Below are 26,536 nucleotides of genomic sequence, written 5' to 3'. Positions count from 1 at the left end.
TTTTGGCCCGCCATTCGGTCTCACCGTTCCAGACGTTCTCCTTCCGGTACCGGTCAACTACAGGATATCCATAACAATACCCCTCGGTGGGAACTCACAGCTATGAACGTTGGTTGGTGGAGTGAATGGGAAGCGTCGTAATCTCGCTCGATGCAGAGCTCGGCTGGGGATTCCACGATCTGGATTCGCCGCCGATACATCGTGTCGAGGCGGGTCGACGCGGCTGGCAAGCGATGCTCGATTCGCTCGCAGAGTACGACGTGCCGGCGACCTGGGCGGTTGTCGGCCACCTCATGCTCGAGTCCTGTGACGGCGAACACGACGACCATCCTGCTCCACCGGGGTGGTTCGAACGCGAACGGACGGAGTGGTCCGATCGGCCCGATCTCCGGTTCGGACGCGATCTCGTGGAGGGAATACTCGAGTCGGAGACGGACCACGAGTTTGCGAGCCACTCGTTTTCGCACGTGTTGTTCGGCGACCCCGACACGTCTCGAACCCTCGCAGAAGCGGAAATTTCTCGGAGCGTCGATCTCGCGAACGAGTGGGGTCTGTCGGTCGATTCGTTCGTTTACCCGCGAAACGATGTCGGTTACCGAGACGTGCTGGCGGAGTACGGAATTACCGCCTATCGCGGGCGGTCACCGACGCCCGACGGAGCCCGCGGTGTCGTCGACTCGGTGTTCAAAGACGAATCTCTGGTGATCGAGCCGTCGATCGACGAGTACGGACTCGTGAACGTTCCGGCGTCGATGTTTTGCTTCGGGTTCGAAGGATCGGCCAGAATGATCGCCGAATCCGTCTGGGCGGACCCGATGGTCGTGGTAGCCCGACAGGGGATCGACGAGGCGGTTCGAGAGGACGGCGTATTCCACCTGTGGCTTCATCCCAACAACCTTACGCACGAACGCGACGACCGTCGGATGCGCGCAATCCTCGAATACATAGATCAGCGTCGTCGCGAGACCGACCTGACCGTCGAAACGATGAGCGATGTTGCACGACGTTTTCGTGACTCAGCGCCGACCGCAGAACCCAGTCCGGCCGCGTACACCCGGTAGGTAACTTCCGAGCGTCGGCGCACTTCTCGCGTTTTCCATACCCCCTCCGTTGTTTCTCCCTCGTGACTCGGTTCCTCGTGGTGAGTTTTTTCGGTCGTTCTCGAAGACTGGCATCTTGCAGATATTGCCTCTCGAAATCGCTCCCTACGGTTCGTCGACGAACGGTAGGGCGGCGATAACAAAGCCCGCTGGCGATCCGTTCTCGAGAAGATGCGCTCTTTCATCCGACGTCGACTGACGGGCTCCGAACCGGTACGGATCGGCGTTCTGGGAGTCGGCAACATCGGCAGTGTACACCTCAAATCGGCACTCGCGATGCCTGGCGTCGACGTCGTCGCCGCGGCTGACACCGTCCCAAAGAATCGTGATCGGGCAGACAGCGCGGGCGTCACTCGTGTGTACGACGACTACGTGACGTTGCTCGAGTCGGAAACGCTCGATGCGGCTATCGTCGCGTTACCGCCGTTTCTCCACCGCGACGCCGTCGAGGTGGCCGCAAAAACCGGCGTCGATGTCTTCGTCGAAAAGCCGTTCGCCAGGTCGACGGCCGAAGCCGATGAGATGCTCGAGACGGCGTCCAAGGCCGGAATTCGCGTCGGTGTCGATCATACGCTTCGATACCAGCCGGACCTCACCGGGCTTAAGGGGGCCTACGAGGACGGTGTGGTAGGCCACGTCCCCCACGCCTCGATGGTTCGGGTGAACGACGGTCCGCTGGGTCGTCCACCGGTTGAGAATGCACCTCCTTCCTGGCCGCTCGACCGCGACGCGACCGGCGGCGGCTCGCTGATGGAACTCGGCGTTCACTGTTTCGACTATCTGGAGTGGACGTTCGGACGACTCGAGATTCGGGATGCGATGGTCGATACGACGCTCGAGGTGCCGGTCGAGGACGCTGCGACGGTTCTCATGGAAGCTCAGGAGACGGGAACCGCGGTGACGCTTCACTGTGGCTCCTACCAGTGGGAAGAACTCCCGGAGGTAAACACCAACGTCCGTCTCGAGGGCATCACCGGTACGATCGAGAGCGAGGAGTATCTCCCGACGAACTTCTACGGGAGCGCCGCGCTCTCGGCGCTCTCGAACGTTGCAAGTCGGTTTACCGGCGGCGAGCCCGACGTCTACGGACCGACGTTCTACCTCCAGGCACATTACGATGCGCTCGAGGATTTCGTCGATTCGATTCGTGCGGACGAGACACCGCCCGTAACCGGCGAAGACGGTCGACGAACGCTCGAACTGGTCGAGACGGCGTACGAACTCGCGGACGAGGATCGTGCCGAAGCCGACGCCCTCGAGGTGGTTTCATGAACGACGATCGGTCGCTGTCGGTTTCCGGCGTCTCCGTTCCGCGCGGGAATTCCGAGGGCCGACTGGCGGCGCGGGAATCGGCTCTCGAGGTGACGGCCGAACGGTCTCTGGCGGGCGGGAACAATTGGACGCCCGCGATCGACGCGCGAATGGCCCGACTCGAAGGGCCCGTTCGAGAACTGATCGAACCGGTCCCGGAACCGTTCACCGACGCCGCCGAGATAACGCTCGTGCCGGACGTCCACTACCCGTTCCATCCCTCGACAGGGATGGTAACGGATCCGGCCGTCGTCGGCGCGATCACGGGCTATTTCGGGAAAGAAACCGCCGCCGACATCGTCATCGCCGGCTCGAGTACGGAATCGATGGATCTCGATCGAACGACCGACTATCTCGATTATCCGGCGCTCGAGGAGCGCTTCGACTGTCGCCTTCGGGATCTTTCGTCGGAGCGGGATTCTCGAGTCTCAGTTCCGCTTTCCGAGAGCGAGGAGCCGGTCGAACTTTCGGTTCCGGACTCGTTGCTCGAGAACCCCGTCGTCGTCGTTCCAACGCTTCGTCCGACGGAAGCAGGGCCGGTTGCGGGAACGATGCGGACGCTCGGTCGGCACGTCGAATCCGGCGTGGAGAACCACGAACTGCCGGCCGGACGACGCGCTCGCGCGGCGACTGCCGGTATCGACCCCGAACTGTCGATCCTCGATGCAACGACGATGTTCGCCGGCGAGGCGTTCGCCGCGGAGACCTTGTTTTCGGGCTCCCCTCTCGGCGTGGACACGGTCGGAACGACACTGCTCGGACGGGATGTCAACGACGACGATGCGTTGTCGTCCGAACTCGGACCGGGCCAGACGTCGATTCAGGTCTCGGGGTGTGACTTCGACGCTCTCCGAGAGCGCGTTCCATCCGGAGGGCTGCCGCCGCGGACGGCAACCCACCCCGCCGTCTCGATCGCGTACGGATTGTACGCGAAAGTCAGTGGAGACGCCGTTCCGCCCCAACTCGAGGTGGACCGATGACGAAAACGGCCGCCGTGACGGGCGCGACGGGCTTTCTCGGTTCGCATCTCTGTGAACGACTGCTCGCCGACGGGTGGACGGTTCGCGGACTCTCCCGGCCCACGTCGGATCGAGGCGACCTCGAGGCTCCCGTCGAGTGGTACGTCGGCGATCTGTTCGACGACGCGACGCTTCGCTCGCTCGTCGACGGGACGGACGCCGTCTTCCACCTGGCCGGTATTGGCCTTTGGAGCGGAGATGCGGAGACAGTTGAGCGCGTCAACGCCGGGGGAACGAAACGGCTCATCGATGCGTGTCAGCATTCGGAGACGGATGCCGGCAAACTGGTGTTCACGAGTACGGCAGGAACAAGGCGACCGTCCGTCGAGGGTGAGGTCGCGGACGAAACCGATTACGCGCCGCCGGTCGGTGCCTACCAGTCCTCGAAAGCCGAGGCGGAGGTGCTCGTCGACAACTACGCGAGCACAACGGGAGAGGCCGTCACCGTCCATCCCACGTCGATTTTCGGCCCCGGCGACGAGACGTTTACCGCGCAGTTACTCGCGATGGCAACCGATCCGGCGATGTTCGTCTATCTCCCCGGCGGATTGAGTATCGTCGGCGTGACGGACGTCGTCGACGGCATACTGGCCGCCTACGAACGCGGCGAAAACGGCGGCCACTACATTCTCGGCGGCGAGAACCTCACGCTCGAGCAAGCCATCTCTCGTATCTCTCACAGTACAGGCGGGCATCGTGCGCCGCTCGAGGTTCCGTCCGCGGCGATTCACGCCGCCGGTCCGGTGGCCGAAACGGTGGGTGCCGTATCCGGGTTTCGAGTGTTTCCCTTCGACCGAGATATGGCTAAGTTGGCGACCAAACGGCTCTACTACACTTCGAAGAAGGCTCACGACGAACTCGGATATACGTACGATCCGCTCGAGGAACACGTTCCCGACGCGATGGCGTGGTATCGTTCGCTGTAGGTGGGCCCTTTATAAAACTGAGTGCGAGTTGTCCGAAGTTTGTTCTAAGACTCTTGGATATCGTTCTGTGTATCGCGGGCATGGTTCAGTTATGGGTTCGCTCCCTCCTGAATTCATTCGACGCTCGACGAAATTCGATTCGGCAAACGTTTCCGAAACCGGTTCCAGCATATGTTCGATTAAATCCCGCGGTTTTTATACTGATAATTGGAATCCGGGCATATGCTAGGATCTGGCTTACCGCTGGGAATTATCGGCTACGGAGCAATCTTTCTCATCCTCTTTCTTGTCATACGAAAGCGGCTATACGTTATCCCGACACTAATTATCGTTCCGATCATTGCCGCGATAATTGCTGGCTTTTCGTTCAACGAGATCGCAGAATTCGCCGAAGAGGGGCTCCAGGGAATCGTCGGCATCACCGCGATGTTCGCGTTCGCCGTCTGGTACTTCAGCATCATGCGCGACAGCGGTCTGTTCGATCCGTTCGTCTCCCGGATCGTGAGTAGTATCATCAGCAAACCTGCGTTACTGACGGTCGGGACCGTTGCGCTAGCGATGGTCACGCACTTAGACGGTGCGGGTGCAACAACGATGCTCGTTACGATCCCGGCGATGTTGCCGCTGTACGATGCACTCGACGTCGATCGAAAAATCCTCGCCGCACTGGTTGCGCTTACGGCTGGGACGATGAACATGGTCCCCTGGGGCGGACAGGTCGTCCGCGGCGTCGCTGCGATCGATCCGGCGACGATTTCGAACGTATTCAACCCGATGATCCCCGCACAGGCTGCCGGAATGTTGTCCGTTTTCGCAATCAGCGCCTTCTACGGTCGAAAAATTCGACAGGATCTGGACGCCGTCACCGCCTTCGAAGGCGTCGACGAACAGTCGCTCATCGACGAAGCGATCGACGATCGCAAAGTCAAGATGGATCGAACGTGGATCTTCAACTTCCTCCTCACAGTCGTCGTTCTCGGTGCGTTGATCAGAGGGACCACGTCGCCGGAAGTCGCGTTCATGATCGGCGTCGTCCTCGCACTCATCGTTAACGTCCCCGACTACGAGAAACAAAAAGAAGTTCTCGAGTCCTACGCGCCGGACGTGATGACGTACGTCGGTATTCTCTTTTCGGCCGGTGTTCTCATCGGCGTTCTCGAGGAGAGCGGCATGGTCGACGAGATGGCGAACATCATGGTGTACCTGATTCCGGACATGCTCGGTTCACAGTTGCCGGTCGTCATCGCAGTGTTGTCGCTTCCCGCCCGCCTTCTGTTCAGTCCGGATGCGTTCTACTTCGGCGTCTTGCCCGTTCTCTCCGAAACGGCCGCCGCGTACGGTCACGATCCCGTCTCCGTCGTTCGCGCGTCGCTGGTCGGGCAAACTGTCGGGTTCCCGGTTTCGCCGTTTACCGGTGCGACGTATCTCCTCATCGGATTGGCTGGGGTCGAACTCGGTGAACACATCAAGTTTACCCTGCCGCTGATGGTGATCCCCTCGGGTGTAATCCTCGTGGTTGCCATTCTGACCGGTGCGATTCCCCTCTAGGAGTTCCGATGCGGTCCGGGGAACGCGGCGCTCGTAGTCGATCAACCGATTTCATTCTTCGTGCGGCCGTTGTATTGTACCACATTCGAAACCTTCCGGTTATCTTGACTTCAGACCAATATTTATTAATCAGTGTGGGCTGAATTGTCATCCCACAGCATGGCAACCGAGCAAATTACCCCTGTCGATCTTCCCGACCCCCGATACGAGTACGGAGCTGACGACTTCGTGTTCGTCGAACTCGCCGAAGAAATGAGTTTTACCGCTAATTTCAAGGCGATGGCGATCACCCAACAGGTCGCCGAGCAGAATATCGACGGCGTCATCGAGAACTGTCCCGGCAACGCCTCGTACATGCTTCGGATCGACCCCGAAGTTATCCACCCCGACGAGCTGATCGCGCGATTGAAAGCGATCGAATCGGAGATCGATATTTCCGAGTACGAGTGGGAAACGCGCGTCATCGACGTTCCAGTGTTGTTCGAGGATCCGTGGACCCACGAGACACTCATGGAGTTTCGAGACCGTCACCAGGACCCCGACGGGACGGACCTCGAGTACTCCGCCGAACTGAACGGGTTCGATTCCGTCGACGCGTTCCTCGAGGCCTTCGTCGGCGCACCGCACATGGTCACGATGGTCGGGTTCGTTCCCGGTCTCCCGTGGTGTTTCCAGATGGTCCCTCGAAGTCAACAACTCGAGGTTCCGAAGTACGTCGAACCCCGAACCGACACGCCGAGTCGTGCGGTCGGGTTCGGCGGAGCGTTTTCGGTCGTCTATCCCGTTCAAGGAGCGGGCGGGTACCAGTTATTCGGCCGGACGCCGGTCGAAGTTCTGGACGTCGATCAGGAACTTCCGGATTTCGACGAGTCGATCGTCTTCCCGAATCCCGGCGACATCCTGAACTATCGGGCGATCGATCGCGAGGAGTACGACGCGATCCGCGAGGAGGTCGACGCGGGAACGTACGAGTACACATACGAACGGGTCGAGTTCTCTCCCGACGAGTTCTTCGAAGCACCACACGAGTACAACGATCGACTCGTGGAGGTGCTCGAATGATCGATATTCACGAGGGCGGGATCTCGAGTACCGTCCAGGACCTCGGTCGATCGGGCAATTACCACATCGGGATGCCGCCATCGGGGGCGATGGATCCGTACGCACATACCGTCGCTAACTATCTCGTCGGGAACGAGGCGGACGCGGCGACGATCGAAATGACCTACCAGGGAATCACGGCGACGATTCGGGAGGACGCAGTCATCGCGGTTACGGGCGCGGACATGTCCCCGAGCGTCGATGGCGATCCGATCGGTATGTGGGAGACTGTCGCCGTCGAGGCTGGTGACGAACTCGAGATATCCTTCGCGACCGACGGCGCTCGAGCCTACCTCGCCGTCGCCGGCGGAATCGACGTTCCGGACGTGATGGGTAGTCAATCGACGTACACGCTCGTCGGAATCGGCGGCCACGAGGGCCGCGGACTCGAGGACGGCGACCAACTTACGATCAGGGATGTGGACGAGGACTCGAGCGGGCAAGGCGGAACTGGCGACCCCGAAGAGTTGGTCGGAACCGAAGTCTCCGAGGAGTACGTCCCTAATTACGCCGAGGAAGATACCGTTCGAATCGTCCTCGGACTGACTGACTACCGACTCACGGACGAGGCGAAGGAAACCCTCTGTGACACTGAATGGAAGGTCTCCCCGGAAGCCGACCGAACAGGCTACCGACTCGAGGGACCGGATATCGAGTTCGAAGAGCGCGAGCAACCGTTCGGTGCCGGGCCGAATCCCTCGAACGTGGTGGATCTGGGCTACCCGGTCGGTTCGATTCAGGTCCCCCAGAAACCGATCGTTCTCATGCAGGATGCGGTGACCGGAGGCGGCTACGCGACCGTCGGAACCGTTATTAGCGTCGACCGCGGCCTGCTCGCCCAGCGACAAACGCACAAGACGGTCTCGTTCGACCCGGTCGACGTGGAGGAGGCTATTTCGGCACGCGAAGAACAGACGGAGCGCCTCGAGACCATCCGAGCCGAGATCGCGGGTGAACGATGACTACGTCGAACGACAATTGAACCACAACCGGAACGAAGAGTATAATTGGGACTGTATTCAATACACTACCAACGACAATGTCAGAGACCACCACTATCAACTCACCGATGCCGGGCGTCTTCTACCGACGGCCGGACCCGGACGAAGAACCGTTCGTCGAAACAGGCGACCAGGTCGAGGAGGGCGACACGATCGGCCTCGTCGAAGTCATGAAGAACTTTCACGATATCGAAGCCCCCGAATCGGGAACGATCACCGAGTTCCTCGTCGAGGACGAGGGGGAGATCGAGGCCGATCAGGTCATCGCCGAACTCGAGTAGCTTTCGACTACTCGGCTCGAGTTCCTGTTGACTGTCGAAGCCATTGTTGAGTCGCGTTGCGTATTTGCGTGGTCTTCAACCAATATTCAGTTAATTGTTTATTGTGCAGAATATATAGCTACTGGTGGGTTTTGGTCCGATCCTCACCTCTATCGTTGAACTAATTGACGCAAGCTATATTGCCGTTTGCGTTCGTGTAACGCGCATGGGATCGATCGACATCAACTGCGATATGGGCGAGAGCTTCGGGAATTGGCGGATGGGTAACGACGAACAGGTTATGCCATACATCACCTCGGCGAACATCGCCGGCGGCTACCACGCGGGGGATCCCCACGTCATGCGCGAGACGGTCGAACTCGCCGCAGAACACGATGTCGGAATCGGCGTCCACCCAGGACTGCCGGACAAGATGGGATTCGGCCGACGCAAAATGGACGCCAGCCCGGAAGAAGTTCGAGATTACGTCGTCTACCAGCTCGGCGCGCTCACGGCGTTCGCGCGTCGCCACGGCGCGACCGTTCAACACGTCAAACCCCACGGGGCGATGTATTCGATGCTCTCCGACAGCGAGGAGCACGCCCGCGCCGTCATGGAGGGAATGCTCGAGGTCGATCCCGATCTCATCTACCTCGCGACGGATATGAACATCTACGAGGTCGCCGAGGATGTAGATGGACTGCAGGCAGTCTTCGAGGGCTACGTCGATATCGACTACCGCGAAGATCGCTCCCTGATCGTCGAGAAGGAGGTCGGCGATAGGGACCCCGAACTCGTCGCCGACCGATTCGTCTCGATCGCGACGGAGGGCGTCGTCGAAGCCGCCAACGGTGAGGAGGTCTCGATCCCCGCCGAGAGTATCTGCATCCACGGGGACAACCCCAACGCCGTCGAGATCCTCGAGGAGATTCACGGTCGACTCGACGATCACGATATCGAACTCGCCTCGCTTCCGGAAGTGGTCTGAACCGCTCGCTTTCGCAGACCCGCCCGCCGCTCGGCGGCCGCCGTGGGATCTGATAACCCGCTTTGAAATCGCGTTCGTCTCTCCGGCCGTCTACTCCTCGAGCAGCTGTTCTTCGACGTACGTCGTCGAGTGCTCGTTCTCGAGGAACCCGTCGTCTTCTAAGAGCCGTTGGTGGAACGGAATCGTCGTCGGAACCCCGTCGATTTCGGTCTCCTCGAGCGCCCGTTTGCCGCGAGCGATCACTTCGGCTCGGTCTTCGCCGGTGACGATCACCTTGCCGAACATCGAATCGTAAAACGGGGTGATCGAATCGCCTTCGTCGACGCCGTCGTCGACGCGGACGCCGATCCCACGAGGCGGGTTGTACGTCGAAAGCGTTCCCGGTATCGGCGTGAAATCGTTGTCCGGATCTTCGGCGTTGAGGCGGAACTCCATCGCAGCGCCGTGGCGTTCGACGTCCTCCTGACTGAAGGCGAGTTCTTCTCCAGCCGCGACGCGGAGTTGCCACTTGACGAGGTCGATTCCGGTAAGTTCCTCGCTGACGCCGTGTTCGACCTGGATTCGCGCGTTGACTTCGATGAAGTAAAACTCGCCGTCGCCGTCCGCCGTCCGCCCGTCAGTGGCGGTTCGCCCCGCGCTGTCTTCGTACAGGAATTCGACGGTTCCGGCGTTGACGTACCCCGCGCTCGAGACGCCGCGGCAGGCGGCTTCACAGAGTTTTTCGCGCGTCTCCTCGTCGAGCGCCGGAGCGGGTGCCTCCTCGAGCAGTTTCTGCTGGCGGCGCTGGATGCTACAGTCGCGCTCGCCGAGGTGGCGAACGTTTCCGTGTTCGTCGGCGATGATCTGGACCTCGATGTGGCGCGGATTCTCGAGAAATCGCTCGAGATAGACGTTCGGATTGTCGAAGTAGGCGTCCCCCTCGCGGATCGCCTCCTGTAACTTGGATTCGATCCGGTCGGGTTCGTGGACGATTTTGAGGCCGCGTCCGCCGCCGCCGCCGTCGGCTTTGATCGCGAGCGGATAGCCGTGTTCCTCGCCGAACGCTTCGACCTCCGCCGGTTCGGTAACGGGATCGGTCGTTCCCGGAACGATCGGCACGTCCGCTTCCTCCATGATCTTTCGCGCCTTCGTCTTTTCTCCGAAGTCGGCCATCGCGCCGCTCGGCGGGCCGATCCACTCGAAATCGCTTTCTTCGACGTTCGCGGCGAACGATTCGTTCTCGGCCAGGAACCCGTATCCGGGGTGGATGGCGTCGACCTCGGCCTCGCGAGCCGCCTCGAGCAGAGATTCCTGGTCGAGATAGCTGTCTTTGGCCTTCGATCCCCCGATACGGTAGGCCTCGTCCGCTATTCGAACGTGCTTTGCGTCTTCGTCGGCGTCGCTATAAACGGCTACGGCCTCGACATCCAGCTCTTTACAGGCGTGGATGATTCGAACCGCGATCTCCTCGCGGTTCGCGATTAGGACCTTATCGAACACAGTGTGATATAATGGGGCCTATTAGTAAATAAAGCTAACTTATGAAGGATTATTGAACTAGATCCACGAATTTCCGTTTTATTTGGATTATAGCTGATACAAACAATCATTTCGACACTCTGTTTCCGTCGCGATTCGGTCTCAAAACCGATCGCCCTCGAGGTTTTCCCGCTCGTTCGTCGCTCAAGGTGACGAAATGCAATCCGGTTGAAGCGGAACGGGAGTGCCAATCCCGTTGTCATTCGGCTGATTCACTCCGGCGATGGTTGTTGATCCGTGCTCCGAATTTCGACTTCCACGCCGTTCGGCTCGTACGCGTTCGCGGCGTACCCGCCCTCGTTCCAGGGGAACTCGTCGTTCTCGAGCGCGTCTCGCCAGGCTCCTGGCTCGGAAATGGTCGACGGTTGTCGTCGACCCAGTTCGTCCGTTGCCCGCGACAGCAACACGTGATTTCCCGGCTCGGGTTCCCAGTCGAATCGGAACAGCCGCCACGCACCCGGGTAGTCGGGACCGAACAACTTCGCGTCGTTCCACGACGCGCCGCCGTCGGTCGAAACTTCGACGCGGCTAACCGCATCGTCGCCCGCCCAGGCGACGCCCCGAACGTCGACCGTGTCGTCGGTCGGCACCGTCACGGGCCCTTCTCCATCGGGGATGCCGATCACCGACATCACGTTCGCGTCGAACGTGTACGGATGCTCGACCGCACCCTCGAGTTGTTCCCAGGTATCGACGGTGTCGACGGTTTCGTTCGTTGCGGGTTCGGTTCCTTCGGGGTGGATGCGGTAGGAGTCCTGTTGCCAGAACGCGTGCTCACCCGGTCGCTCGAGCGACCCCTCGGTCACCATCGAGTTCGTGATTCTGAGTTCGTCGACCCATTTCACGTTGTTGACGCCGTACCACCCCGGAACGATCAGTCGGACCGGGTAGCCGTGTTCGCGCGGGAGTTGCTCGCCGTTCATCTCGTACGCCAGGAGACAGTCCTCGAGCGCCTTCGCGAGCGGAATCGAACGCGCGAACACGTCGTCTCCGTCAGACGGGTCTCCGCCGATAGCGGTCATCCATCGTCCGTCGGGTGATTCGACGCCGTGCTCGCGGAGAATCGAACTGATCGGGGTTCCGGTCCAGAAAGCTGTGGCCGCGGCTTCGAACCCCCACTGAACGCTTCCAGTCTCGGGTCGATGCTGGCCGCGGCCGTTGCCAGCACATTCCATCGTATGCGCGACCGCGACCGTTGGAAACTCGTCTTCGATGTCGGACATCGAGATCTCTTCCCCGATCTGACCGGTCAGAGAGACGATCCACGCGTCGCGGTCGATATTCGGGATGTCGTTCCGGTGACAAACGAAGTGTTCTTCGATCGGCGTCAACCAGTTCGCGAAGGTGCGTCGCTCGGCTGCGCCGACGACAGTGTACTTGTCGGCCTCGTCGCGCGTCTCCCTCACGCCGCCCGCTTTCGTCTCGACTATCGCGTCGATTTCGTCGTGTCGGCTCTCTCGAGGGAGCTCGGTAACCATGGGGGCCAGACCACTCGCACGGCCAAATAATGAGCGCTTGCGCGTACGCCGGAGCTTCCCATTCGAACTACCGTACACGACGTCCCGATGGCCGTCGCTGGTCGTCCGAACCGGTAGACGCTTCTGCGGCTCGTCGAGCCCGATACCGCTCCTTATACCTGTGTTATCGCACTCTGAAGCGCCGACATCGCGTCCTCGAGCTGTTCGCGGCTGATCGTCAGCGGCGGCTGGAATCGCAGGACGTTCTTGTAGTAGCCGCCGACGCCCATCACGACGTTCGATTCCTCGCGGAGGTGGTCGCTCACGGCCGTCGCCAACTCGGAATCCGGTCGCGGGGCAACGCCGCGTGGGCCGGTTTCTGTCGGCTCTACGAGTTCGATTCCGTGCATCAAGCCGATCCCGCGAGTTTGCCCGACGACATCGAACTCCTCCTTGAGTTCGCCGAGTTCTGCTTCGAGCCACTCGCCGTGTTCGCGCGTCTGATCGACGATTCCGCTCTGTAGCTCTTCTATGGTGGCGAGTGCGGCCGCACAGGCGACTGGGTTGCCGCCGAACGTCGAGAGGTGGTCGCCCGACTCGAACGCGTCGGCAATCTCGGCCGACGCCGTAAACGCTCCGAGCGGAAGCCCGTTTGCGATCCCCTTGGCCTGCGTCAGGATATCCGGCCCGACGTCGAAGTGGCTACTCGCGAACAGTTCGCCGGTTCGCCCGTACCCGGTCTGGACTTCGTCCGCGATCAGGAGCGCGTCGTGATCGTGTGCGATCTCTTGGACCCGCTCGAGCCACCCCTCGGGTGGAACGATGATCCCGGCTTCGCCCATCACCGGTTCGACGACGATGGCCGCGAGGTCACCGCTGGTGTGGGTCCCGATGACGTGCTCGAGGTCGTCGGCACACGACGGGTCGCAACCGTCTCCGTTACAGTTCGGACAGCGATAGCCGTACGGCGCGGCGGCGTGGGAAACGTCGTTCAGCGTCGGTGCCATTCCCTTCTTGTAGGCGTTGTTCCCCGTCAGTGCCAGGCTCCCGAGCGTTCTCCCGTGAAACCCCATCTCGAGGGCGACGATCTCCTTCGAGCCGGTGTACTTCCGGGCGAGTTTGACCGCCCCTTCGACGGCCTCGGTCCCCGAATTACAGAAGAAGCTCTTCTGGAGATCTCCTGGCGTCACGTCGGCGATCGTCTCCGCGAGCGTCGCGACCGGCTCGTTCGGGTGAACGTACGAGCAGCCGTGGACGAACTCGTCGAGTTGGTCTTTGGCCGCGTCGACGACCGCGTCGTTTCCGTGACCGACGTTCGTTACCGAAATTCCCGAGAAGAGATCGAGGTATTCGTTTCCGTCGAAGTCCTCGAGCGTACAGCCGGTCGCTCGCTTGACGGGGACGTTCAGTGACTTCCAGATCGGCATCACGTGCTCGCCGTAGGTCGCTTCGATAGAAGAATTCGTCTGATATTCGGCCATGTGGTGAATATTTGCATATGGTGCTAATAAAGAGTTGGATATGAAATTCTGTCTGATATTCTTGAGGGGGTTGCTATCACTCGCTTCGCGACCATTTTCCGCACCGTTTTTCACGCCAAATTGTGAGTCGAATCGGGTTCCCGTTCAACTTCCACGATAGTTTTCGAATGTTGTTTATTGGCCTTGATCGTTGAAGGGGGTATGGATCAACGTGACATTCGCATCCTGCAGGCGATCGCAGAACTCGGGTCGGGGAGTCCGGACGAGATCGCAGAACACACCGATATCCCGAAATCGACGGTTCACTATCGGCTGACCAAACTCAAAGAAGCGGACGTCGTGACGAACGATCTGTTCGATATCGACCTCGAGAAGTTGGGACTAGATATCACGGTCATCACGGAGGTCATCGCGGAGTACGACGAGCAGTACCACAAAAAGGTCGGCGAGAAACTCGCCGACATTGAGGGCGTTAACCAGGTCTACTTTACGATGGGCGATACGGATTTCATCGTTATTTCACATCTCTCGGACCGGGAGATGGTCCATCGGCTCGTCAGCGATTACGAACGAATCGACGAGGTCGTTAGAACCAGTTCGCAGTTCGTCATCGAAACCGTCAAAGACGAACCCAATCCGCTCAACGATTTCGAACTGGAGACGCTACTAGAACAGACGCACGAGGTCGACTAATTCGATCACCGAACGACGGTCACCGGAACGGGTGCGCGCTGAACGATTTTCTCGGCGACGCTCCCGAGTAAGATGCGAGAGACGCCCGACCGGCCGTGACTCCCGACGAGGATGTGGTCGATGTCGTTTTCCTCGGCGAACGCGACCGTTTCTCGAGCGGGATCGCCGACGACGCTCTCCGTTCGGAATTCGATCTCGTCGTCTTCTAGCAGTTCCGCTACTTCGTTCGAGAGCTCCGTTTCGGTCTCGTTTTGTAACTCCATGAGCTTCTCTTTGGCGAGGTTGACGCCCGCCGACGTCGAACCGCCCGCGGCCTCGATGACGCGAAGGAGGACGATTTCTTCTTCGGGGTGCTCATCGATAGCCCACTGGAGCGCTTCCTGTGCGGGACCCGAACTATCGTACGCGACGAGTATCGTCATGGATCGAACTAGCGACCGAGCGGTCATAAACCCAACCGATATCACCGACTCCGTGGATACGGTGACGATACGTCGATGGCTCGTCTCCGTGCCGGTGATTTCGCCTCCGGGTACTGGCGTGTTCGTGCAGTGTACTTACGAACAGTGCTCGCCAGCACTCGAGTATGGAAACGCCCCCTGAACTGCAATCGACAGCCGAGGAGCAAACCGACATCACGATCAGCAACCGCGAGTACGAGGACAAGAGCGTCATCGCGGTCGATTTCGGCCCAGTCGCTGGCAAACCGACGGTCGACGTCGTCGAAGAGACGGCTATCGTCGTGGTCGGTGACCAGCAGTTCGAGTTCGACATTCCGGCGGATGCCGACGACGTGACGGTCAACGACGGGATCCTGACGATCAGCGGATAGCGGCCGACGTCTCGAGCGGGTTCCCGTCGTTCGTTACGCATAACTTTTCGAACCGAAGTACCATTCCCGGAAACGAACTGTTATGGAGGTCCTTCGATCCCCTACGAGACGGCCAAATCCTCATAATCACAAGCTAATTGAGACGAGTGTCGAGCGGTGATCTGAGTCATCCCTCGACCGCCACGATAGTCCGCGGCGAGTAACCGAGAGTTTTCGCTGAAACAGTGAGCGTATTGATGCGGCTCGCAATCGAATCCTCGAGCAGAGGCGACTGATTACCGCATGGACGACCCCGAACATCGAAAAACGCGGCGTCGACTCCTTCAACTCGCTGGCACCGGATCGGTTATCGGACTCGCTGGCTGCCTCGAGATGGGGGTAAACGGGACCGCCGGTGCACCGCTAGACGACCGCCCGGTCGATTGGTGTCTCGACATGTTAGACGACGAGGTACCGGAAGAGGAGGCCACGGCTCCGAGTATCGACGGAATCGAACGACGTGATGAGGACGAACTGGATTCGAAAAGCGACGCGATTTACGAGTGCGGGGCCAGAGACGGGGACCAATGTGGAAACTGCACCTATTATATCGACGATCGAACGGGCGACGGGATCGGGGCTTGCACGGAGGTGGAAGGGCAGATTCGATCGGTCGACTGGTGTGCGCTATGGCAACCTAGAGAAAAGCTAGGTGATGGAGACTGATTCGAATTGCAGACTATTAAATTGGCCAAAAAGTCAGTACATGGTCGCTGACTCCCTCTAATTTCTAATTAATAACCGTATCTCCCCGCGGTTCTTTTGTGAATGCTAGCGTCTGTTATGGTCCCATGGGTCACACATATCGAACCGAACCGGACCCGCCCGAAGAACCGACCGAGTGCGATTCTCGAGACGTCAGGGAGACGACGGAGGCGTTCTACGACGGGATCTGGGTCGCCGTCTCGTCGATGTTCGGCGTCCTCTTTCTCGTCGTCGCCATGATCCAGGTGACGCGTCTGTTTCCCGAGTCGGGTGCCTACGGCACCGCGACGGCGACGAGTTGGATCGCCTTCTTGCTCTCCGCGCTGTTGCTCATCGGTATCATCTCGTGGGGTCTGAAAAAGCGACCGGACGCCGGTACCGCGAACGCGGCTGATTCCAGGGGTACGACTGAATGAACGCGGACGACGATTCAACCGGCTCTCCCGGTTCGTTTCACCCGCTCGGAGACGAGTGGGAACGAGAACTCGAGGAATTGCTCGAGGAAACCGACTACGACGCCGACCTCGGGATGGAGATGGCTCGGGACGCGATGGAGGTCACGAAGGGCGAGCTCTCCGAGGCCGAGTTTCACGACCGCTATCACGACGATGTCGTGGAGGAGTTCGGTCAAGACGACCGCCCGACAGAAGCGGCGCTCGAGGAGTTGGAATCGAACGTCGGCTCCGAGCGAAGCGTTTCCGAGGCGCTCGAGGCACTCGGTGGCGACGGCGAGGTCGACCGCCGGGAAGTGATGAAGAAGATGGGCGCGGGTGCCGCGTTCCTCGGACTCGGCGCCTGGGCGACGATGGACGAAACCGAGCCGAACGTCGACGCCGGCACAGCTCAGGAGGATGAAGACGAGGACGGCACCCAGTGGGGGATGGTTTTAGACCTCGAGCAGTGTGACGGCTGTCTCTCCTGTGTGCAGGCCTGCGCTGACGAGAATCAACTTGATTCGGGAGTCAACTGGATGTACGTCCTCGACTGGGAGGATTCGGACGACCAACTCGATACCGGCAGACAGCGACTCATTCGACCGTGTCAACACTGTACCGATGCGCCGTGTGAAAAGGTCTGTCCGACGACTGCTCGGCACACGCGAGCGAGCGACGGCCTCGTTCTCACCGATTACGATATCTGTATCGGCTGTCGATACTGTCAGGTCGCCTGTCCGTACGGCGTGAACTACTTCCAGTGGAACGAACCCGGCGTCTCCGCCGAAGCGCTCGACCAGGACCACATTTACAGCGATCGAGGCCGCCCCGTCGACAGTCGCGCGCCGCGTGGAGTCATGAGCAAGTGTACGTTCTGTCCGTCACGGCAGGACGGGAATATGGGCGAGGAGATGGTCGGTAGCACCGCCTGCGAGGACGCCTGTCCCCCAAATGCGATCCAGTTCGGCGACATGAACGATCCGGATAGCGCTCCACAGCAGTACCGCGAGGACCCGCCGCTCCAACGGGCGAGATTGCGGGCTGCCGACGACGACGACGAACTGCAGGAGGCTATCGATATCATCGACGGCGAGGAAGAACCTGCCGAAGACGACGATGACGGGATGACGGAAGCGGAGGCTCGAGCGATGATCGACGATATCGGCGGAACGGCCGATTCGACGTTCAAATTACTCGAGGAGATCGGTACCAATCCGAACATCATCTACGTCGGAAACGAACCCGGCCCGAACGCGGAGCAGGTCGGTGGACCCGTACAGTACGACGAGTTGAGTTACGAGAACGTCGAGGAAGAGATGGTGCAACTGGCGGACGAGCGAAAGGATGTCACTGACGAGGGAACGGTCGGTGGATATCCGCTATGAGTACGAAGCGTCCGAGCAAGGAGGATATCCTGCGCCCGATTCAACACACCTCGAGGGGCTATTACATCCTCTTAGGTGTTGCCGCACTCGCCCTCGGGCTCTTTCTCGTCGGGTGGATGTACCAGTTGTCCGAGGGGATGATCGTCACCGGACTCTCGGATTGGGGCAGTGGTGGCGGCGTCACCTGGGGGCTCTACATCGGCGCGTTCATCTGGTGGGTCGGAATCGCACACGGCGGGATCATCCTCTCCGCGGCGGTGCGATTGCTCGGTATGGAACGATATATGCCGGTTGCCCGCCTCGCTGAGCTACTAACGATCGCGGGACTGTCCGCGGCCGGTTTTTTCATCGTCGTTCACCTGGGCCGCCCCGACCGAATGGTGCGCAGCATTATCGCTCACTATCACATCACCGTCCACAGTTCGCCGCTCGTCTGGGACGTGACCGTCATCACGCTGTATTTCGTGTTGACGGCGACGTATCTGGCGCTGACGCTTCGATACGATATCACTCGTCTTCGCGATGACCTCCCGGACCACTTCGGCCCGATATACGCGGTCATGACGGTCGGCTACTCGGAAAAAGAAGATCAGATCGTCCAACGGATGGTCTGGTGGCTGGCGCTCGCGATCATTATTCTCGCCCCGTTGCTTCTTCACGGAGGCGTGATTCCGTGGCTGTTCGCGCTGATTCCCTCGATGCCGGGCTGGTTCGGTGCCGTTCAGGGTCCGCAGTTCCTCACGATCGCACTCACGTCGGCGATAAGCGGTGTCATCCTCCTCTCGTACGGTTTCCGTTACTCCTACGACTGGGAACATATCATCGCCGACGACGTCTTTCGCGGACTCACGCTCTGGCTCGGCTTTTTCTCGCTGTTGTTCCTGTGGCTCCAACTCCAGCAGGTCGTCGGCGGGACGTACGCCGCGCCGCTCGATCAGAGCACGGTCGTCAGCGCGATGATCTCCGATCCGATCTACATCACGTCGATGACGCTCGTCTTTTTGGTTCTCGTCTACACGTTCGTTCAAGCGGTTCGTCCATCGCTGTTCTCGAAGAAGCGATCGGTGGTCGCGGCGGTTGCCGTCCTTACCGCGACTCTCCTCGAGAAGATCCTGTTCGTCGTCGAGGGGCTGATGTACCCCACGTTCGGTATCTACGGCGCAGTGCCCGGAAGTTATTGGCCGAGCTTGATCGAGTTCGCGTCTATCAGCGGAACTATCGGGATGGTAACGATGTTCTTCCTGTTGGTCGCGAAAGTGGTTCCGGTGGTCGAACTCCACGCTATCGAGCACTTACAGGAGGATCACGGCCACGACCGCTCCGGCGACGGCGGCACTGAAACCGAGGTGGAAGCATGATCTCCATGGCAGTCGATCCGCTCTTGTTGACGGTCACCGACATCGTGTTGACACACGGCTACGGCGGCGAGGTTCCGACCGCGGGATACCCGGATACGGGAACCTGGTTGATCTTCGGCATCATCCTCGCTCCCGTCTACGTGATGGTCGGTGCGTGGTTCCTCGGCGCGCCTCGGGACACGAGAACGTCAGTCATGGGTGTCGGATATCTCCTCACTATTACGACGGTGCTCTGGGTGACGATGTTTATCGGGATGGAAATGGTCGCATTGGTATTCTACTAGCGACCCCTCAGAGCTCCCATTTGCGGGTCAGGAACCCGGCTTTCGAATTCGACTCGAGCCGAACCGGTCAGACGACGCGTTCGTACACCTCGAGCATTCGCGCCGCCGTTCGTTCGACGCTGATCTCGGTCGCCGCCTCGCGGCCGTTCGAGCGCTCGCCGCGCTCGAGTATTGCCTGGAGCCCCTCGACGAGCTCTCGGTCGCTGGCTGCGACAACGGACGGGTTCACCCCCTCGAGTTGCTCGGGAACGTCGCCGACATCGACGGAAACGACGGGGACGTTACAGGCCATCGCCTCTTTGACCGAGTTCGGCGATCCCTCGCTTTTCGAGGTCAACAGGAGCGCATCCGCGGCGTTCATGTACTTGACGACCTCGTCGTGATCGATCCCGTGGACCGTCCGCAGTCGCACCGGTTCCTCGAGCAATCCATCGACCGTTCGAACGATTCGCTCCGCTCGCGGGTAATCTTTGACCTCGCGGTCGGGCGAGTACGGAAAGAGCACGTCGTGCCCGTTTTCGTCCCACCCGACCGTCTCGCGAGCCTGTTCCTGTGAAATTGGGTAGAACTGCTCGAGATTGACGCCGTCGGGGATCACCGTACACTCTCGCCCGAGCGTTCGTCGCATCTCCTCGGACATCACGACCACTTCGTCACACATTGGTGCGCAAACACGGCTAACCGGTTCGCCGGGACCGTAGATATCCGTTCCCCACAGGGAGAGCACGGTCGGTTGGTGAAACTGAGCGACCGCCATCGGGGCGGTGAGTCCGTAGTGAGCGTGAATCAGATCGTATCCGTTCGTCGACTCGCGAAACACCGTCGGAAAGAATTTGAGATACTCGAGCGGACTCCGCGACTGAGCCGGTCCGGTTTCGCCGTCGACGGACCGAATCGTAAACGAGACGCCGCGGCGCTCGAGCGCCGCGATCTGCTGGTTCATAAACGGCGCGTCCTCGTTGGTCGTCAAAATCAGGACGTGCATTCAGGTGCTGAACTAGGGGATTTTCCGGGGCTTTGTTAACCAACGCCTTCAGTCCTGGTACGGAAATAGCACGCCCCATCGCGTGTACTCTCGAGTACCACTCGTCGAGCCGTTCGCGACAACTGGCGTCCGGCACCGTGTAAAAAACGGTGAGACCGGATAACTCGAATCGAGTAGGGCCCTCCGCCGCCGCAGATCCGAATTTGCGGACCAAATTCAGGTGCGTTCGGCCAGTACGGACTCCATACTCGCGAAACACTTATTACCGTCTCTCAGGTAGCCCAGATCGTTCAGCGTTATGAGTCTTTCAGAGTTCCTGTCCGGGTTGTTTGGACAATCCGGAACTATCTCTTCACCCGACTCGACCGACCGACTTCACCAGGGTGGGGAACGAAAGCAACCGACGCTCGTTCACGAATGTCGGGCGTGCGGGACAACCGTTTCCGCGGCGACGGAGCGGTGTCCGGCCTGTGAACGGGGCGACATCGTCACGCACACGATAGACTAATCCGGTCGGTACTGATTGTTCGCCGACACTTTCTCCTGGATGCAAGAGCGCTCCTCGTGAGTCGTCCGCGCTACTGTTCGAGAAGTCCTTCGTCCGGCATCGACTCGTGTTCGTCGTAGGTCACCTCGAGATCCTCGTTTTCCTCGGCGTCCATCGAAATCGCGGTACCGACCGAGATCGTCCCGACGAGTAGCGTCAACACCGAAACGATGGACGCGGTAAATCCGTCGCCGTCTCGAGTCGCTTTGACGGCGGCGCCGGCGAGCCCGATCGCTCCGGCGACCAGTCCAGTTGCGCCGGTAGCGTAGAAGATCACTGCCGGGTGGAACTCCCGTTTCACGTATCGGACCTTCAATCGCCAGAGGAAACTGCGGAGCAACAGCATTGAAACGAACCGGACGAACGGAACGTACCGAATGCTGCTTTCTTCGTCGCCGTAAACCGCTTGCATCGGCACGTCAGCGACGCGGAAGCTGTTCACGTTCAGGTGGGTGAGCAGGTGGTTCAAGAACCCGTACTGGTCGGTAACCGAATCGAGATCGAGCGCCTCGATCGTTTCTCGCGAGATGGCGGTGTAGCCGTTCTGGGGATCGCTGAGGGTCCAGTAGCCGGTGGAAAACTTCGAGAGCCCGGTTAGCATCGCGTTGCCGACGAATCGAAAGGTCGACATCCCCTGTCGATCGTCGCGGTTTCGGAGTCTATTGCCTTTCGCGTAGTCGGCCGCGCCGGTGACGACGGGATCGACGATCCGATCGAGAATTTCGGGATCCATCTGTCCGTCGCCGTTCATCACCGCGACGACGTCGACCCCGTCGGCTGCCGCCCGCTCGTATCCGCTCTTGACGGCGGCTCCGTAGCCGCGGTTTTCGGGGTGACGTATCGGGACGACGCGCCTGCTCTCGCCGCCGTCGGCCACCGCGAGTTCGGGTTCGATGTCGTCGTTGATCCGAGAACTGACGCGTTGAATAACGTCCCAGCACCCGTCAGGGGAGGCATCGTCGACGACGTAGATTCGGTCGACGAACTCCGGAACCGTTTCGATAACTTCACCGACGAACGACTCCTCGTTGTACGCCGTCACGACCACTCCGATGGTTTTCCCGCGGTACATCTACAGCTCACCTCCGTCTGTTTCTGACGCTCTCCCGTTCGATGCTGAGCGTGCCGTGGTAGGTCCTCCGAGCGTATAGCCGCGATGGTGATCGAACGGCTCACTTTCGAGATCTAACGCATCCCGCCCGTCGAGAACGACGAGTGACTCGAGGTGCGTCCACTCGATTCGGTCGAACTCCTCGTGGGGCGTTACCAACACGACCGCATCGAGGTCTCGATCACCGAGTTCGTCGACCTCGAGCGGCTTCGCCCCGAACTCGGCGGGGTCGACGAGCGGATCGACGCCGTAGACGGACGAACCGCGTTCGGTGAGCGCTTCGATGACGCCGAGCGCCGGGGACGCTCGCGTTTCCTCGACGCCCGGACGGTACGTGATTCCGAGCACGGCGACGGCCGCATCGGACAACGTCACGCCGTCGTCCTCGAGTTCTCGCTCGAGTCGGGCGACGGTGACGGCGGGCATCGAGTCGTTGACTCGACGGGCCGTTCGAGTGACCGGCATATCCGTATCCGCTTGCGAGAGGAGAAAGTGTGGATAGAACGGGATGCAGTGGCCGCCGACGCCCGGCCCCGGATCGTGCAGTTGACACATCGGGAGATCGTTCGCGGTTTCGATCGCTTCGCGTACCGAGATTCCGAACGACTCGCAAGCGCGTGCGAGTTCGTTCGCCAGTCCGATGTTGACGTCGCGGTAGATTCCCTCGAACACTTTCACGGCCTCCGCGGTCGTCGCATCGGAGACCGGGTGGACGTCGTTGCTCGAGAGTTCGTCGTAGACGAGCGACGCAGCGCGCGTACTCCCTTCGTCGACGCCGCCGACGACCTTCGGGTACTGTCCGCGGATGTCTCGAAGCGCCGTTCCCGAGGACGTCCGTTCCGGACAGAACGCGAGTCCGAACGCGTCCGGGTCGAGCCCGCTCCGTTCGGACAGGTGGGGACGAAGCACGCTGCGACAGGTTCCGGGCGGAAGCGTCGATTCGGCGATCACCAGATCGCCGGGCTGCAAACCGGCGGCGATATCGTCCGCGACCGACTCGACCGTCGAGAGGTCCGGCTCGTTGGAATCGTCTAACAGCGTCGGGACGATGATAACGTGAATCCGTGCTCGAGACGCCGCATCGGCTCCGTCCGTGGTCGCCTCGAGCGCTCCCCGATCGACCGCTTCCCGGAGATCATCCGCTAACCCGGGCTCGCCGCGAACGTGACACTGGCCGCCGGAGACGGTTTCGACGACGTCGGGGTTGACGTCGACACCAATCACGTTCGACGTCGTCTCGGCGTAGACTGTCGCAAGCGGGAGCCCCATTTTTCCGAGGCCGTAGACGGCGACCGGTACGTCACCGCTCGTCAGCGCCTGGCGCTGAGCAGAGGCCGGTGCTGTCGATCTGTACAGGCCGCCCCGGTCCTCTTCGACCGCTTTCGTGTGCCCGGCTGAGTGAGATGGTTCGCTCATCGGACCCCTCCCTCCGCCGGTTCCGTTTCGGCCAAGCGATCGAGTTGTTGGATTGTTTCGACCGCTCTCAGCCCGTCTTCGGCGGTTACCTCGGGTTCGGATCCAGTTCGAACGGCCTCGAGGAACGACTCGAGTTCGTGTCGTAACGGCTCGCCGTTGTCGATCCGTGGACGTTCGATGACGCTTTCGTGTCGATACCGATTCTGGCCGTTGTCCGTGACGTAGGCGGGGAACGAATCCCGATGGATCAGTATCGACTGCTCGAGATAATCGACCTCGACGAGACACTCGTGTGCGGTGACAGTGAGCCGTCGAACCTTCTTCTGCGTTACTCGACTCGCCGTAAGCGATGCCACGACGTTGTCGTACTCGATCGTCGCGCTCGCGTACTGTCCGCTGGCGGCTCTGGCCGCTGTCAGCGGTTCGGGTTCTCCCTCGAGAAGCGCGTTGAGAACGTCCACGTCGTGGACCATCAGGTCGTAGGTGACGCCGTCCAGCCCGGTTCGATCGACCGGCGGGCCGAGCCGCTTGGCGTCGACTGCGATCACGTCGAGGTCTTCGATGAGATCGATAACGCCCTGTACGGCGGGGTTAAATCGTTCGATGTGGCCGACCTGGAGGACGAGCTCTCGCTCGCGAGCCGTTCGAGCGAGTTCTCTGCCCGCTTCGATCGACTCGGTGATCGGCTTTTCGACGAGTACATGGACGTCAGCCTCGAGGCACGCTGAAACCGTCTCGTAGTGAGCCGTGGTCGGAACGGCCACCGTGACGACGTCGCACTGATTGAGGAGCGTTTCGAACGGAACCGCTTGGGTTCCGAACTCTGTGGCAACGTCGCGTGCACTCGCTGCGTCGAGATCCGTAACCCCGACCAGATCGACGTTTCTTAGTTCGCTGTACACTCGTGCGTGATTTTCTCCCATTGCACCGACCCCGACTACTCCAGCACGGATCGGGGTCGAATCGGTGGTCGAACGACTACTATCTATCATATTATTGAAGTCCTGTGGTTACCGCTTCGACGACACGCTTCCTGTCGTCGCGGGTGAGATTCGGGTGCACTGGAAGCGACAGAACGGTCTCGGCGGCTCGTTCCGTCCGCGGGAGCGAGGTCGTCGCCGTGCTCGTCGACTCGTATGCTGGCTGTCTGTGGATCGGCGTCGGGTAGTAGACCTTCGAGCTCACGCCGTGTTCCTCGAGCGTCTCTCGGAGGGATTCTCGTTCGTCCGTGCGGACCGTGTACTGGTGGTAGACGTGGCCGTGACTGCTGGGGACCGTCGGCGTTTCTACCGGCAGGCCGGCTAACCGTTCGGTGTAGACCGTTGCAGTCTCCCGGCGGGCCTGGTTGAACTCGGGAAGCCGATCGAGTTGGACTCGCCCGATCGTGGCCGCCAGACTCGTCATCCGATAGTTGTGACCGAGTTCGTGATGGTCGTAGCCGCCGGTCCCGTCGTTCGGCGTTCTGCCGTGGTTGACATACCCGGCGATACGGTCCGCGAGCCGTTCGTCGTCCGTCGTAACCATCCCTCCTTCCCCGGTCGTCATGTTCTTGGTCGGGTAAAACGAGAAGCAGGCGGCGTCTCCGAAACTCCCGACGCGTTTGCCGTCGATCGTGGCCCCGTGGGCCTGACAGGCGTCCTCGAGAACGAACAGCTCGTGTCCGGCTGCGATTTCCTCGAGTGCGTCCATATCCGCCGCCAGTCCGTAGATGTGAACCGGAAGGATGCCGACGACATCGTCTCGTTCCCGCACAATCCGTTCGACGGATTCGGGATCTACCGTGTACGTCTCCGGATCGATATCCGCAAAGACCGGCCGTCCACCGGCGAGACGAATCGCGTTCGCGCTGGCGACGAACGAAAAGGGTGACGTAACGACAGCGTCGCCGCGTTCGACGCCCAGCGCCTCGAGCGCGGCGTGGAGCGCCGTCGTTCCGTTCGCAGTTGCGACGCCGTGGTCGACGCCGCAGTAGCTCGCAAATTCCGATTCGAAGGCCCTCACTTCGGGCCCGTCGGCGAGCATTCCGTCCTCGAGGAGTGAGTGGACGCGATCCATCGCGTTGGCACTCAGCTCCGGGTCGGCTATCGGAATGTCCGTCATGCGAGTTGATTCGCTCCCTCGAGGGGCTCGGGTAACGGTTCGATACGTGCGGGCGATCCGACTGCCAGGCTGTTTCGCGGTACGTCGCTGGTCACCAGCGCACCGGCGGCGACGAACGCGTTCTCACCGATCGTCACGCCCGGTAACAGCGTCGCGTTCGCGCCGATCGAGGCACCGCTTTCGATAGTCGGCCCGTCCAGTTCGTCCTCGGTACGGACCGGATACTCGTCGTTCGTCATGACGACGCCGGGGCCGACGAAGACGTTGTCGCCGATCGTGGTCTCCGTGGGAACGTAAACGCCGGTCTGAAGACTCACGTCGGAGCCGATCGACGTGTGGCCGTCGATGACGGTTTTCGTGCCGACGAGGACATTGTCCCCGATCGTCGTTTCCTCTCGGACGAGCACGTCGTGGCCGGTCGTAAATCCGTCGCCGATCGTTACGTTCCCGTAGACGATCGACCCCTCTCTGATGGTCGCTTCCTTACCGATCTGCGTCGGTTCATCGAACTCGCCTGAGCCGACGGTCGCCGTCTCCGCGATCGTACAGTCACGACCGCAGAGTAATTCTGTCATATCGACACACCTCGTTGTCGTCGACGAATCGTCACGTCGTCCTGAATCTCACTCACCTTCATTGGTAATCGATACCCAGCGTGGGCAATCAACTGTGTACTCCGGGTAACGAGGCTTTGTTATCCTCGCCCTGCGGACGCTGTAGCCACGAACTACGGGTTACTCGCTCGGCTAACCGACGACGGCGCTTACGGCTCCCGAGAACGATACTTCCCCCCTGTGTAGGCCCTACTGCCGAAAAATATTGGATTATACGTCAGTCACAGGCGCTGATGAGTACAATCCGGTTTCGATAGGGTAGCCGTAAGATAGTAAAGTATCCAACTGTCGGAGAGGTGAGCGTGAGGTATTCGAAGACACCC

General features: G+C 60.4%; 27 protein-coding genes. 17 read left to right on the top strand and 10 right to left on the bottom strand.

Annotated elements, in window-relative coordinates; all coding sequences use genetic code 11:
- Positions 1–125: 125 nt before the first annotated feature.
- From ACZ5C7_RS22195 to ACZ5C7_RS22155, 9 genes are all read left to right on the top strand, one after another.
- The gene (locus ACZ5C7_RS22195) at positions 126–1,061 is read left to right on the top strand and encodes a polysaccharide deacetylase family protein (protein WP_464378687.1); all 936 of its coding nucleotides are present in this window, start codon (positions 126–128) and stop codon (positions 1,059–1,061) included.
- A gap of 210 nt (positions 1,062–1,271) precedes the next feature.
- Entirely contained in the window at positions 1,272–2,372 is a 1,101-nt protein-coding gene (locus ACZ5C7_RS22190) for a Gfo/Idh/MocA family protein (protein WP_464378686.1), read from the top strand.
- On the top strand, positions 2,369–3,391 hold the full coding sequence (locus ACZ5C7_RS22185; RefSeq protein ID WP_464378685.1) for a DUF362 domain-containing protein: 1,023 nt from the start codon (positions 2,369–2,371) through the stop codon (positions 3,389–3,391). The genes ACZ5C7_RS22190 and ACZ5C7_RS22185 overlap by 4 nt, the downstream gene beginning before the upstream one ends.
- Positions 3,388–4,356, top strand: a complete 969-nt coding sequence (locus tag ACZ5C7_RS22180) for an NAD-dependent epimerase/dehydratase family protein (RefSeq protein ID WP_464378684.1) — start codon at positions 3,388–3,390, stop codon at positions 4,354–4,356. Before ACZ5C7_RS22185 ends, ACZ5C7_RS22180 begins: the two co-directional genes overlap by 4 nt.
- Positions 4,357–4,578: 222 nt before the next feature.
- Entirely contained in the window at positions 4,579–5,904 is a 1,326-nt protein-coding gene (locus ACZ5C7_RS22175) for a CitMHS family transporter (protein ID WP_464378683.1), read from the top strand.
- A gap of 159 nt (positions 5,905–6,063) precedes the next feature.
- Positions 6,064–6,966 carry a 5-oxoprolinase subunit B family protein gene (locus ACZ5C7_RS22170; protein WP_464378682.1) on the top strand — a complete coding sequence of 301 codons (903 nt, stop codon included), beginning with the start codon at positions 6,064–6,066 and terminating at the stop codon, positions 6,964–6,966.
- Positions 6,963–7,967 carry a 5-oxoprolinase subunit C family protein gene (locus ACZ5C7_RS22165; RefSeq protein ID WP_464378681.1) on the top strand — a complete coding sequence of 335 codons (1,005 nt, stop codon included), beginning with the start codon at positions 6,963–6,965 and terminating at the stop codon, positions 7,965–7,967. Before ACZ5C7_RS22170 ends, ACZ5C7_RS22165 begins: the two co-directional genes overlap by 4 nt.
- Before the next feature lie 77 nt (positions 7,968–8,044).
- Complete coding sequence (locus ACZ5C7_RS22160) at positions 8,045–8,287, top strand: acetyl-CoA carboxylase (protein WP_464378680.1); 243 nt, start codon at positions 8,045–8,047, stop codon at positions 8,285–8,287.
- A gap of 205 nt (positions 8,288–8,492) precedes the next feature.
- Positions 8,493–9,254, top strand: coding sequence for a LamB/YcsF family protein (locus ACZ5C7_RS22155; protein WP_464378679.1), 762 nt, complete (start codon positions 8,493–8,495; stop codon positions 9,252–9,254).
- A gap of 90 nt (positions 9,255–9,344) precedes the next feature.
- On the opposite strand, the gene ACZ5C7_RS22150 is transcribed toward ACZ5C7_RS22155, so the two are convergent.
- From ACZ5C7_RS22150 to ACZ5C7_RS22140, 3 genes are all read right to left on the bottom strand, one after another.
- On the bottom strand, positions 9,345–10,733 hold the full coding sequence (locus ACZ5C7_RS22150) for an acetyl-CoA carboxylase biotin carboxylase subunit (RefSeq protein WP_464378678.1): 1,389 nt from the start codon (positions 10,731–10,733) through the stop codon (positions 9,345–9,347).
- A gap of 251 nt (positions 10,734–10,984) precedes the next feature.
- On the bottom strand, positions 10,985–12,250 hold the full coding sequence (locus ACZ5C7_RS22145; RefSeq protein ID WP_464378677.1) for a sulfite oxidase: 1,266 nt from the start codon (positions 12,248–12,250) through the stop codon (positions 10,985–10,987).
- Between the two features lie 152 nt (positions 12,251–12,402).
- Positions 12,403–13,710: an aspartate aminotransferase family protein gene (locus ACZ5C7_RS22140; protein ID WP_464378676.1), complete on the bottom strand. Its 1,308-nt coding sequence runs from the start codon at positions 13,708–13,710 to the stop codon at positions 12,403–12,405.
- Positions 13,711–13,911: 201 nt separating this feature from the next.
- Between ACZ5C7_RS22140 and ACZ5C7_RS22135 the strand changes: the two genes are divergently transcribed.
- Entirely contained in the window at positions 13,912–14,403 is a 492-nt protein-coding gene (locus ACZ5C7_RS22135; protein WP_464378675.1) for an Lrp/AsnC family transcriptional regulator, read from the top strand.
- Positions 14,404–14,408: 5 nt separating this feature from the next.
- Here the strand turns inward: ACZ5C7_RS22135 and ACZ5C7_RS22130 are convergent, their stop codons facing one another.
- Entirely contained in the window at positions 14,409–14,825 is a 417-nt protein-coding gene (locus ACZ5C7_RS22130) for a universal stress protein (RefSeq protein WP_464378674.1), read from the bottom strand.
- Positions 14,826–14,989: 164 nt separating this feature from the next.
- Here ACZ5C7_RS22130 and ACZ5C7_RS22125 point away from each other — a divergent pair, with 164 nt between their 5' ends.
- From ACZ5C7_RS22125 to ACZ5C7_RS22100, 6 genes are all read left to right on the top strand, one after another.
- Positions 14,990–15,235, top strand: a complete 246-nt coding sequence (locus ACZ5C7_RS22125; protein WP_464378673.1) for a DUF7127 family protein — start codon at positions 14,990–14,992, stop codon at positions 15,233–15,235.
- Between the two features lie 282 nt (positions 15,236–15,517).
- Positions 15,518–15,940, top strand: a complete 423-nt coding sequence (locus ACZ5C7_RS22120) for a high-potential iron-sulfur protein (protein WP_464378672.1) — start codon at positions 15,518–15,520, stop codon at positions 15,938–15,940.
- Positions 15,941–16,065: 125 nt separating this feature from the next.
- Positions 16,066–16,395: a hypothetical protein gene (locus ACZ5C7_RS22115; protein WP_464378671.1), complete on the top strand. Its 330-nt coding sequence runs from the start codon at positions 16,066–16,068 to the stop codon at positions 16,393–16,395.
- Positions 16,392–17,798, top strand: a complete 1,407-nt coding sequence (locus tag ACZ5C7_RS22110) for a 4Fe-4S ferredoxin N-terminal domain-containing protein (RefSeq protein ID WP_464378670.1) — start codon at positions 16,392–16,394, stop codon at positions 17,796–17,798. Before ACZ5C7_RS22115 ends, ACZ5C7_RS22110 begins: the two co-directional genes overlap by 4 nt.
- Positions 17,795–19,156 carry an NrfD/PsrC family molybdoenzyme membrane anchor subunit gene (gene nrfD / locus ACZ5C7_RS22105; RefSeq protein ID WP_464378669.1) on the top strand — a complete coding sequence of 454 codons (1,362 nt, stop codon included), beginning with the start codon at positions 17,795–17,797 and terminating at the stop codon, positions 19,154–19,156. Before ACZ5C7_RS22110 ends, nrfD begins: the two co-directional genes overlap by 4 nt.
- Positions 19,153–19,440, top strand: coding sequence for a hypothetical protein (locus tag ACZ5C7_RS22100; RefSeq protein WP_464378668.1), 288 nt, complete (start codon positions 19,153–19,155; stop codon positions 19,438–19,440). The genes nrfD and ACZ5C7_RS22100 overlap by 4 nt, the downstream gene beginning before the upstream one ends.
- A gap of 67 nt (positions 19,441–19,507) precedes the next feature.
- Here ACZ5C7_RS22100 and ACZ5C7_RS22095 read toward each other — a convergent pair whose 3' ends face one another.
- The gene (locus ACZ5C7_RS22095; protein WP_464378667.1) at positions 19,508–20,425 is read right to left on the bottom strand and encodes a glycosyltransferase; all 918 of its coding nucleotides are present in this window, start codon (positions 20,423–20,425) and stop codon (positions 19,508–19,510) included.
- A 298-nt stretch (positions 20,426–20,723) separates the two neighbouring features.
- Between ACZ5C7_RS22095 and ACZ5C7_RS22090 the strand changes: the two genes are divergently transcribed.
- A complete protein-coding gene (locus tag ACZ5C7_RS22090) occupies positions 20,724–20,933 on the top strand; it encodes a hypothetical protein (protein ID WP_464378666.1) in 210 nt (69 codons plus the stop codon).
- A gap of 70 nt (positions 20,934–21,003) precedes the next feature.
- On the opposite strand, the gene ACZ5C7_RS22085 is transcribed toward ACZ5C7_RS22090, so the two are convergent.
- Genes ACZ5C7_RS22085 through ACZ5C7_RS22065 form a run of 5 tightly spaced genes read right to left on the bottom strand, consistent with a single transcriptional unit; the run spans position 21,004 to position 26,174 of the window.
- Positions 21,004–22,044 carry a glycosyltransferase family 2 protein gene (locus ACZ5C7_RS22085; protein ID WP_464378665.1) on the bottom strand — a complete coding sequence of 347 codons (1,041 nt, stop codon included), beginning with the start codon at positions 22,042–22,044 and terminating at the stop codon, positions 21,004–21,006.
- Positions 22,045–23,499 carry a nucleotide sugar dehydrogenase gene (locus tag ACZ5C7_RS22080; RefSeq protein WP_464378664.1) on the bottom strand — a complete coding sequence of 485 codons (1,455 nt, stop codon included), beginning with the start codon at positions 23,497–23,499 and terminating at the stop codon, positions 22,045–22,047.
- Positions 23,496–24,491 carry a Gfo/Idh/MocA family oxidoreductase gene (locus ACZ5C7_RS22075; protein WP_464378663.1) on the bottom strand — a complete coding sequence of 332 codons (996 nt, stop codon included), beginning with the start codon at positions 24,489–24,491 and terminating at the stop codon, positions 23,496–23,498. The genes ACZ5C7_RS22080 and ACZ5C7_RS22075 overlap by 4 nt, the downstream gene beginning before the upstream one ends.
- Before the next feature lies 1 nt (position 24,492).
- The gene (locus ACZ5C7_RS22070; protein ID WP_464378844.1) at positions 24,493–25,656 is read right to left on the bottom strand and encodes a DegT/DnrJ/EryC1/StrS family aminotransferase; all 1,164 of its coding nucleotides are present in this window, start codon (positions 25,654–25,656) and stop codon (positions 24,493–24,495) included.
- The gene (locus ACZ5C7_RS22065; RefSeq protein WP_464378662.1) at positions 25,596–26,174 is read right to left on the bottom strand and encodes an acyltransferase; all 579 of its coding nucleotides are present in this window, start codon (positions 26,172–26,174) and stop codon (positions 25,596–25,598) included. Before ACZ5C7_RS22065 ends, ACZ5C7_RS22070 begins: the two co-directional genes overlap by 61 nt.
- Positions 26,175–26,536: the final 362 nt, after the last annotated feature.

This window comes from Halostagnicola alkaliphila (genome assembly GCF_055379965.1).
The sequence above is the reverse complement of the archived record's forward strand: the minus strand, read 5'-3'. Positions and strand labels throughout refer to the sequence as shown.

Coding starts and splice junctions, on each gene's coding strand:
- ACZ5C7_RS22185 (WP_464378685.1), top strand. CDS start 2,369: ATGAACGACGATCGGTCGCTGTCGGTTTCCGGCGTCTCCGTTCCGCGC.
- ACZ5C7_RS22140 (WP_464378676.1), bottom strand. CDS start 13,710: ATGGCCGAATATCAGACGAATTCTTCTATCGAAGCGACCTACGGCGAG.
- ACZ5C7_RS22125 (WP_464378673.1), top strand. CDS start 14,990: ATGGAAACGCCCCCTGAACTGCAATCGACAGCCGAGGAGCAAACCGAC.
- ACZ5C7_RS22175 (WP_464378683.1), top strand. CDS start 4,579: ATGCTAGGATCTGGCTTACCGCTGGGAATTATCGGCTACGGAGCAATC.
- ACZ5C7_RS22095 (WP_464378667.1), bottom strand. CDS start 20,425: ATGCACGTCCTGATTTTGACGACCAACGAGGACGCGCCGTTTATGAAC.
- ACZ5C7_RS22160 (WP_464378680.1), top strand. CDS start 8,045: ATGTCAGAGACCACCACTATCAACTCACCGATGCCGGGCGTCTTCTAC.
- nrfD (WP_464378669.1), top strand. CDS start 17,795: ATGAGTACGAAGCGTCCGAGCAAGGAGGATATCCTGCGCCCGATTCAA.
- ACZ5C7_RS22165 (WP_464378681.1), top strand. CDS start 6,963: ATGATCGATATTCACGAGGGCGGGATCTCGAGTACCGTCCAGGACCTC.
- ACZ5C7_RS22135 (WP_464378675.1), top strand. CDS start 13,912: ATGGATCAACGTGACATTCGCATCCTGCAGGCGATCGCAGAACTCGGG.
- ACZ5C7_RS22075 (WP_464378663.1), bottom strand. CDS start 24,491: ATGATAGATAGTAGTCGTTCGACCACCGATTCGACCCCGATCCGTGCT.
- ACZ5C7_RS22080 (WP_464378664.1), bottom strand. CDS start 23,499: ATGAGCGAACCATCTCACTCAGCCGGGCACACGAAAGCGGTCGAAGAG.
- ACZ5C7_RS22190 (WP_464378686.1), top strand. CDS start 1,272: ATGCGCTCTTTCATCCGACGTCGACTGACGGGCTCCGAACCGGTACGG.
- ACZ5C7_RS22170 (WP_464378682.1), top strand. CDS start 6,064: ATGGCAACCGAGCAAATTACCCCTGTCGATCTTCCCGACCCCCGATAC.
- ACZ5C7_RS22195 (WP_464378687.1), top strand. CDS start 126: ATGGGAAGCGTCGTAATCTCGCTCGATGCAGAGCTCGGCTGGGGATTC.
- ACZ5C7_RS22130 (WP_464378674.1), bottom strand. CDS start 14,825: ATGACGATACTCGTCGCGTACGATAGTTCGGGTCCCGCACAGGAAGCG.
- ACZ5C7_RS22120 (WP_464378672.1), top strand. CDS start 15,518: ATGGACGACCCCGAACATCGAAAAACGCGGCGTCGACTCCTTCAACTC.
- ACZ5C7_RS22180 (WP_464378684.1), top strand. CDS start 3,388: ATGACGAAAACGGCCGCCGTGACGGGCGCGACGGGCTTTCTCGGTTCG.
- ACZ5C7_RS22110 (WP_464378670.1), top strand. CDS start 16,392: ATGAACGCGGACGACGATTCAACCGGCTCTCCCGGTTCGTTTCACCCG.
- ACZ5C7_RS22085 (WP_464378665.1), bottom strand. CDS start 22,044: ATGTACCGCGGGAAAACCATCGGAGTGGTCGTGACGGCGTACAACGAG.
- ACZ5C7_RS22100 (WP_464378668.1), top strand. CDS start 19,153: ATGATCTCCATGGCAGTCGATCCGCTCTTGTTGACGGTCACCGACATC.
- ACZ5C7_RS22090 (WP_464378666.1), top strand. CDS start 20,724: ATGAGTCTTTCAGAGTTCCTGTCCGGGTTGTTTGGACAATCCGGAACT.
- ACZ5C7_RS22115 (WP_464378671.1), top strand. CDS start 16,066: ATGGGTCACACATATCGAACCGAACCGGACCCGCCCGAAGAACCGACC.
- ACZ5C7_RS22065 (WP_464378662.1), bottom strand. CDS start 26,174: ATGACAGAATTACTCTGCGGTCGTGACTGTACGATCGCGGAGACGGCG.
- ACZ5C7_RS22145 (WP_464378677.1), bottom strand. CDS start 12,250: ATGGTTACCGAGCTCCCTCGAGAGAGCCGACACGACGAAATCGACGCG.
- ACZ5C7_RS22155 (WP_464378679.1), top strand. CDS start 8,493: ATGGGATCGATCGACATCAACTGCGATATGGGCGAGAGCTTCGGGAAT.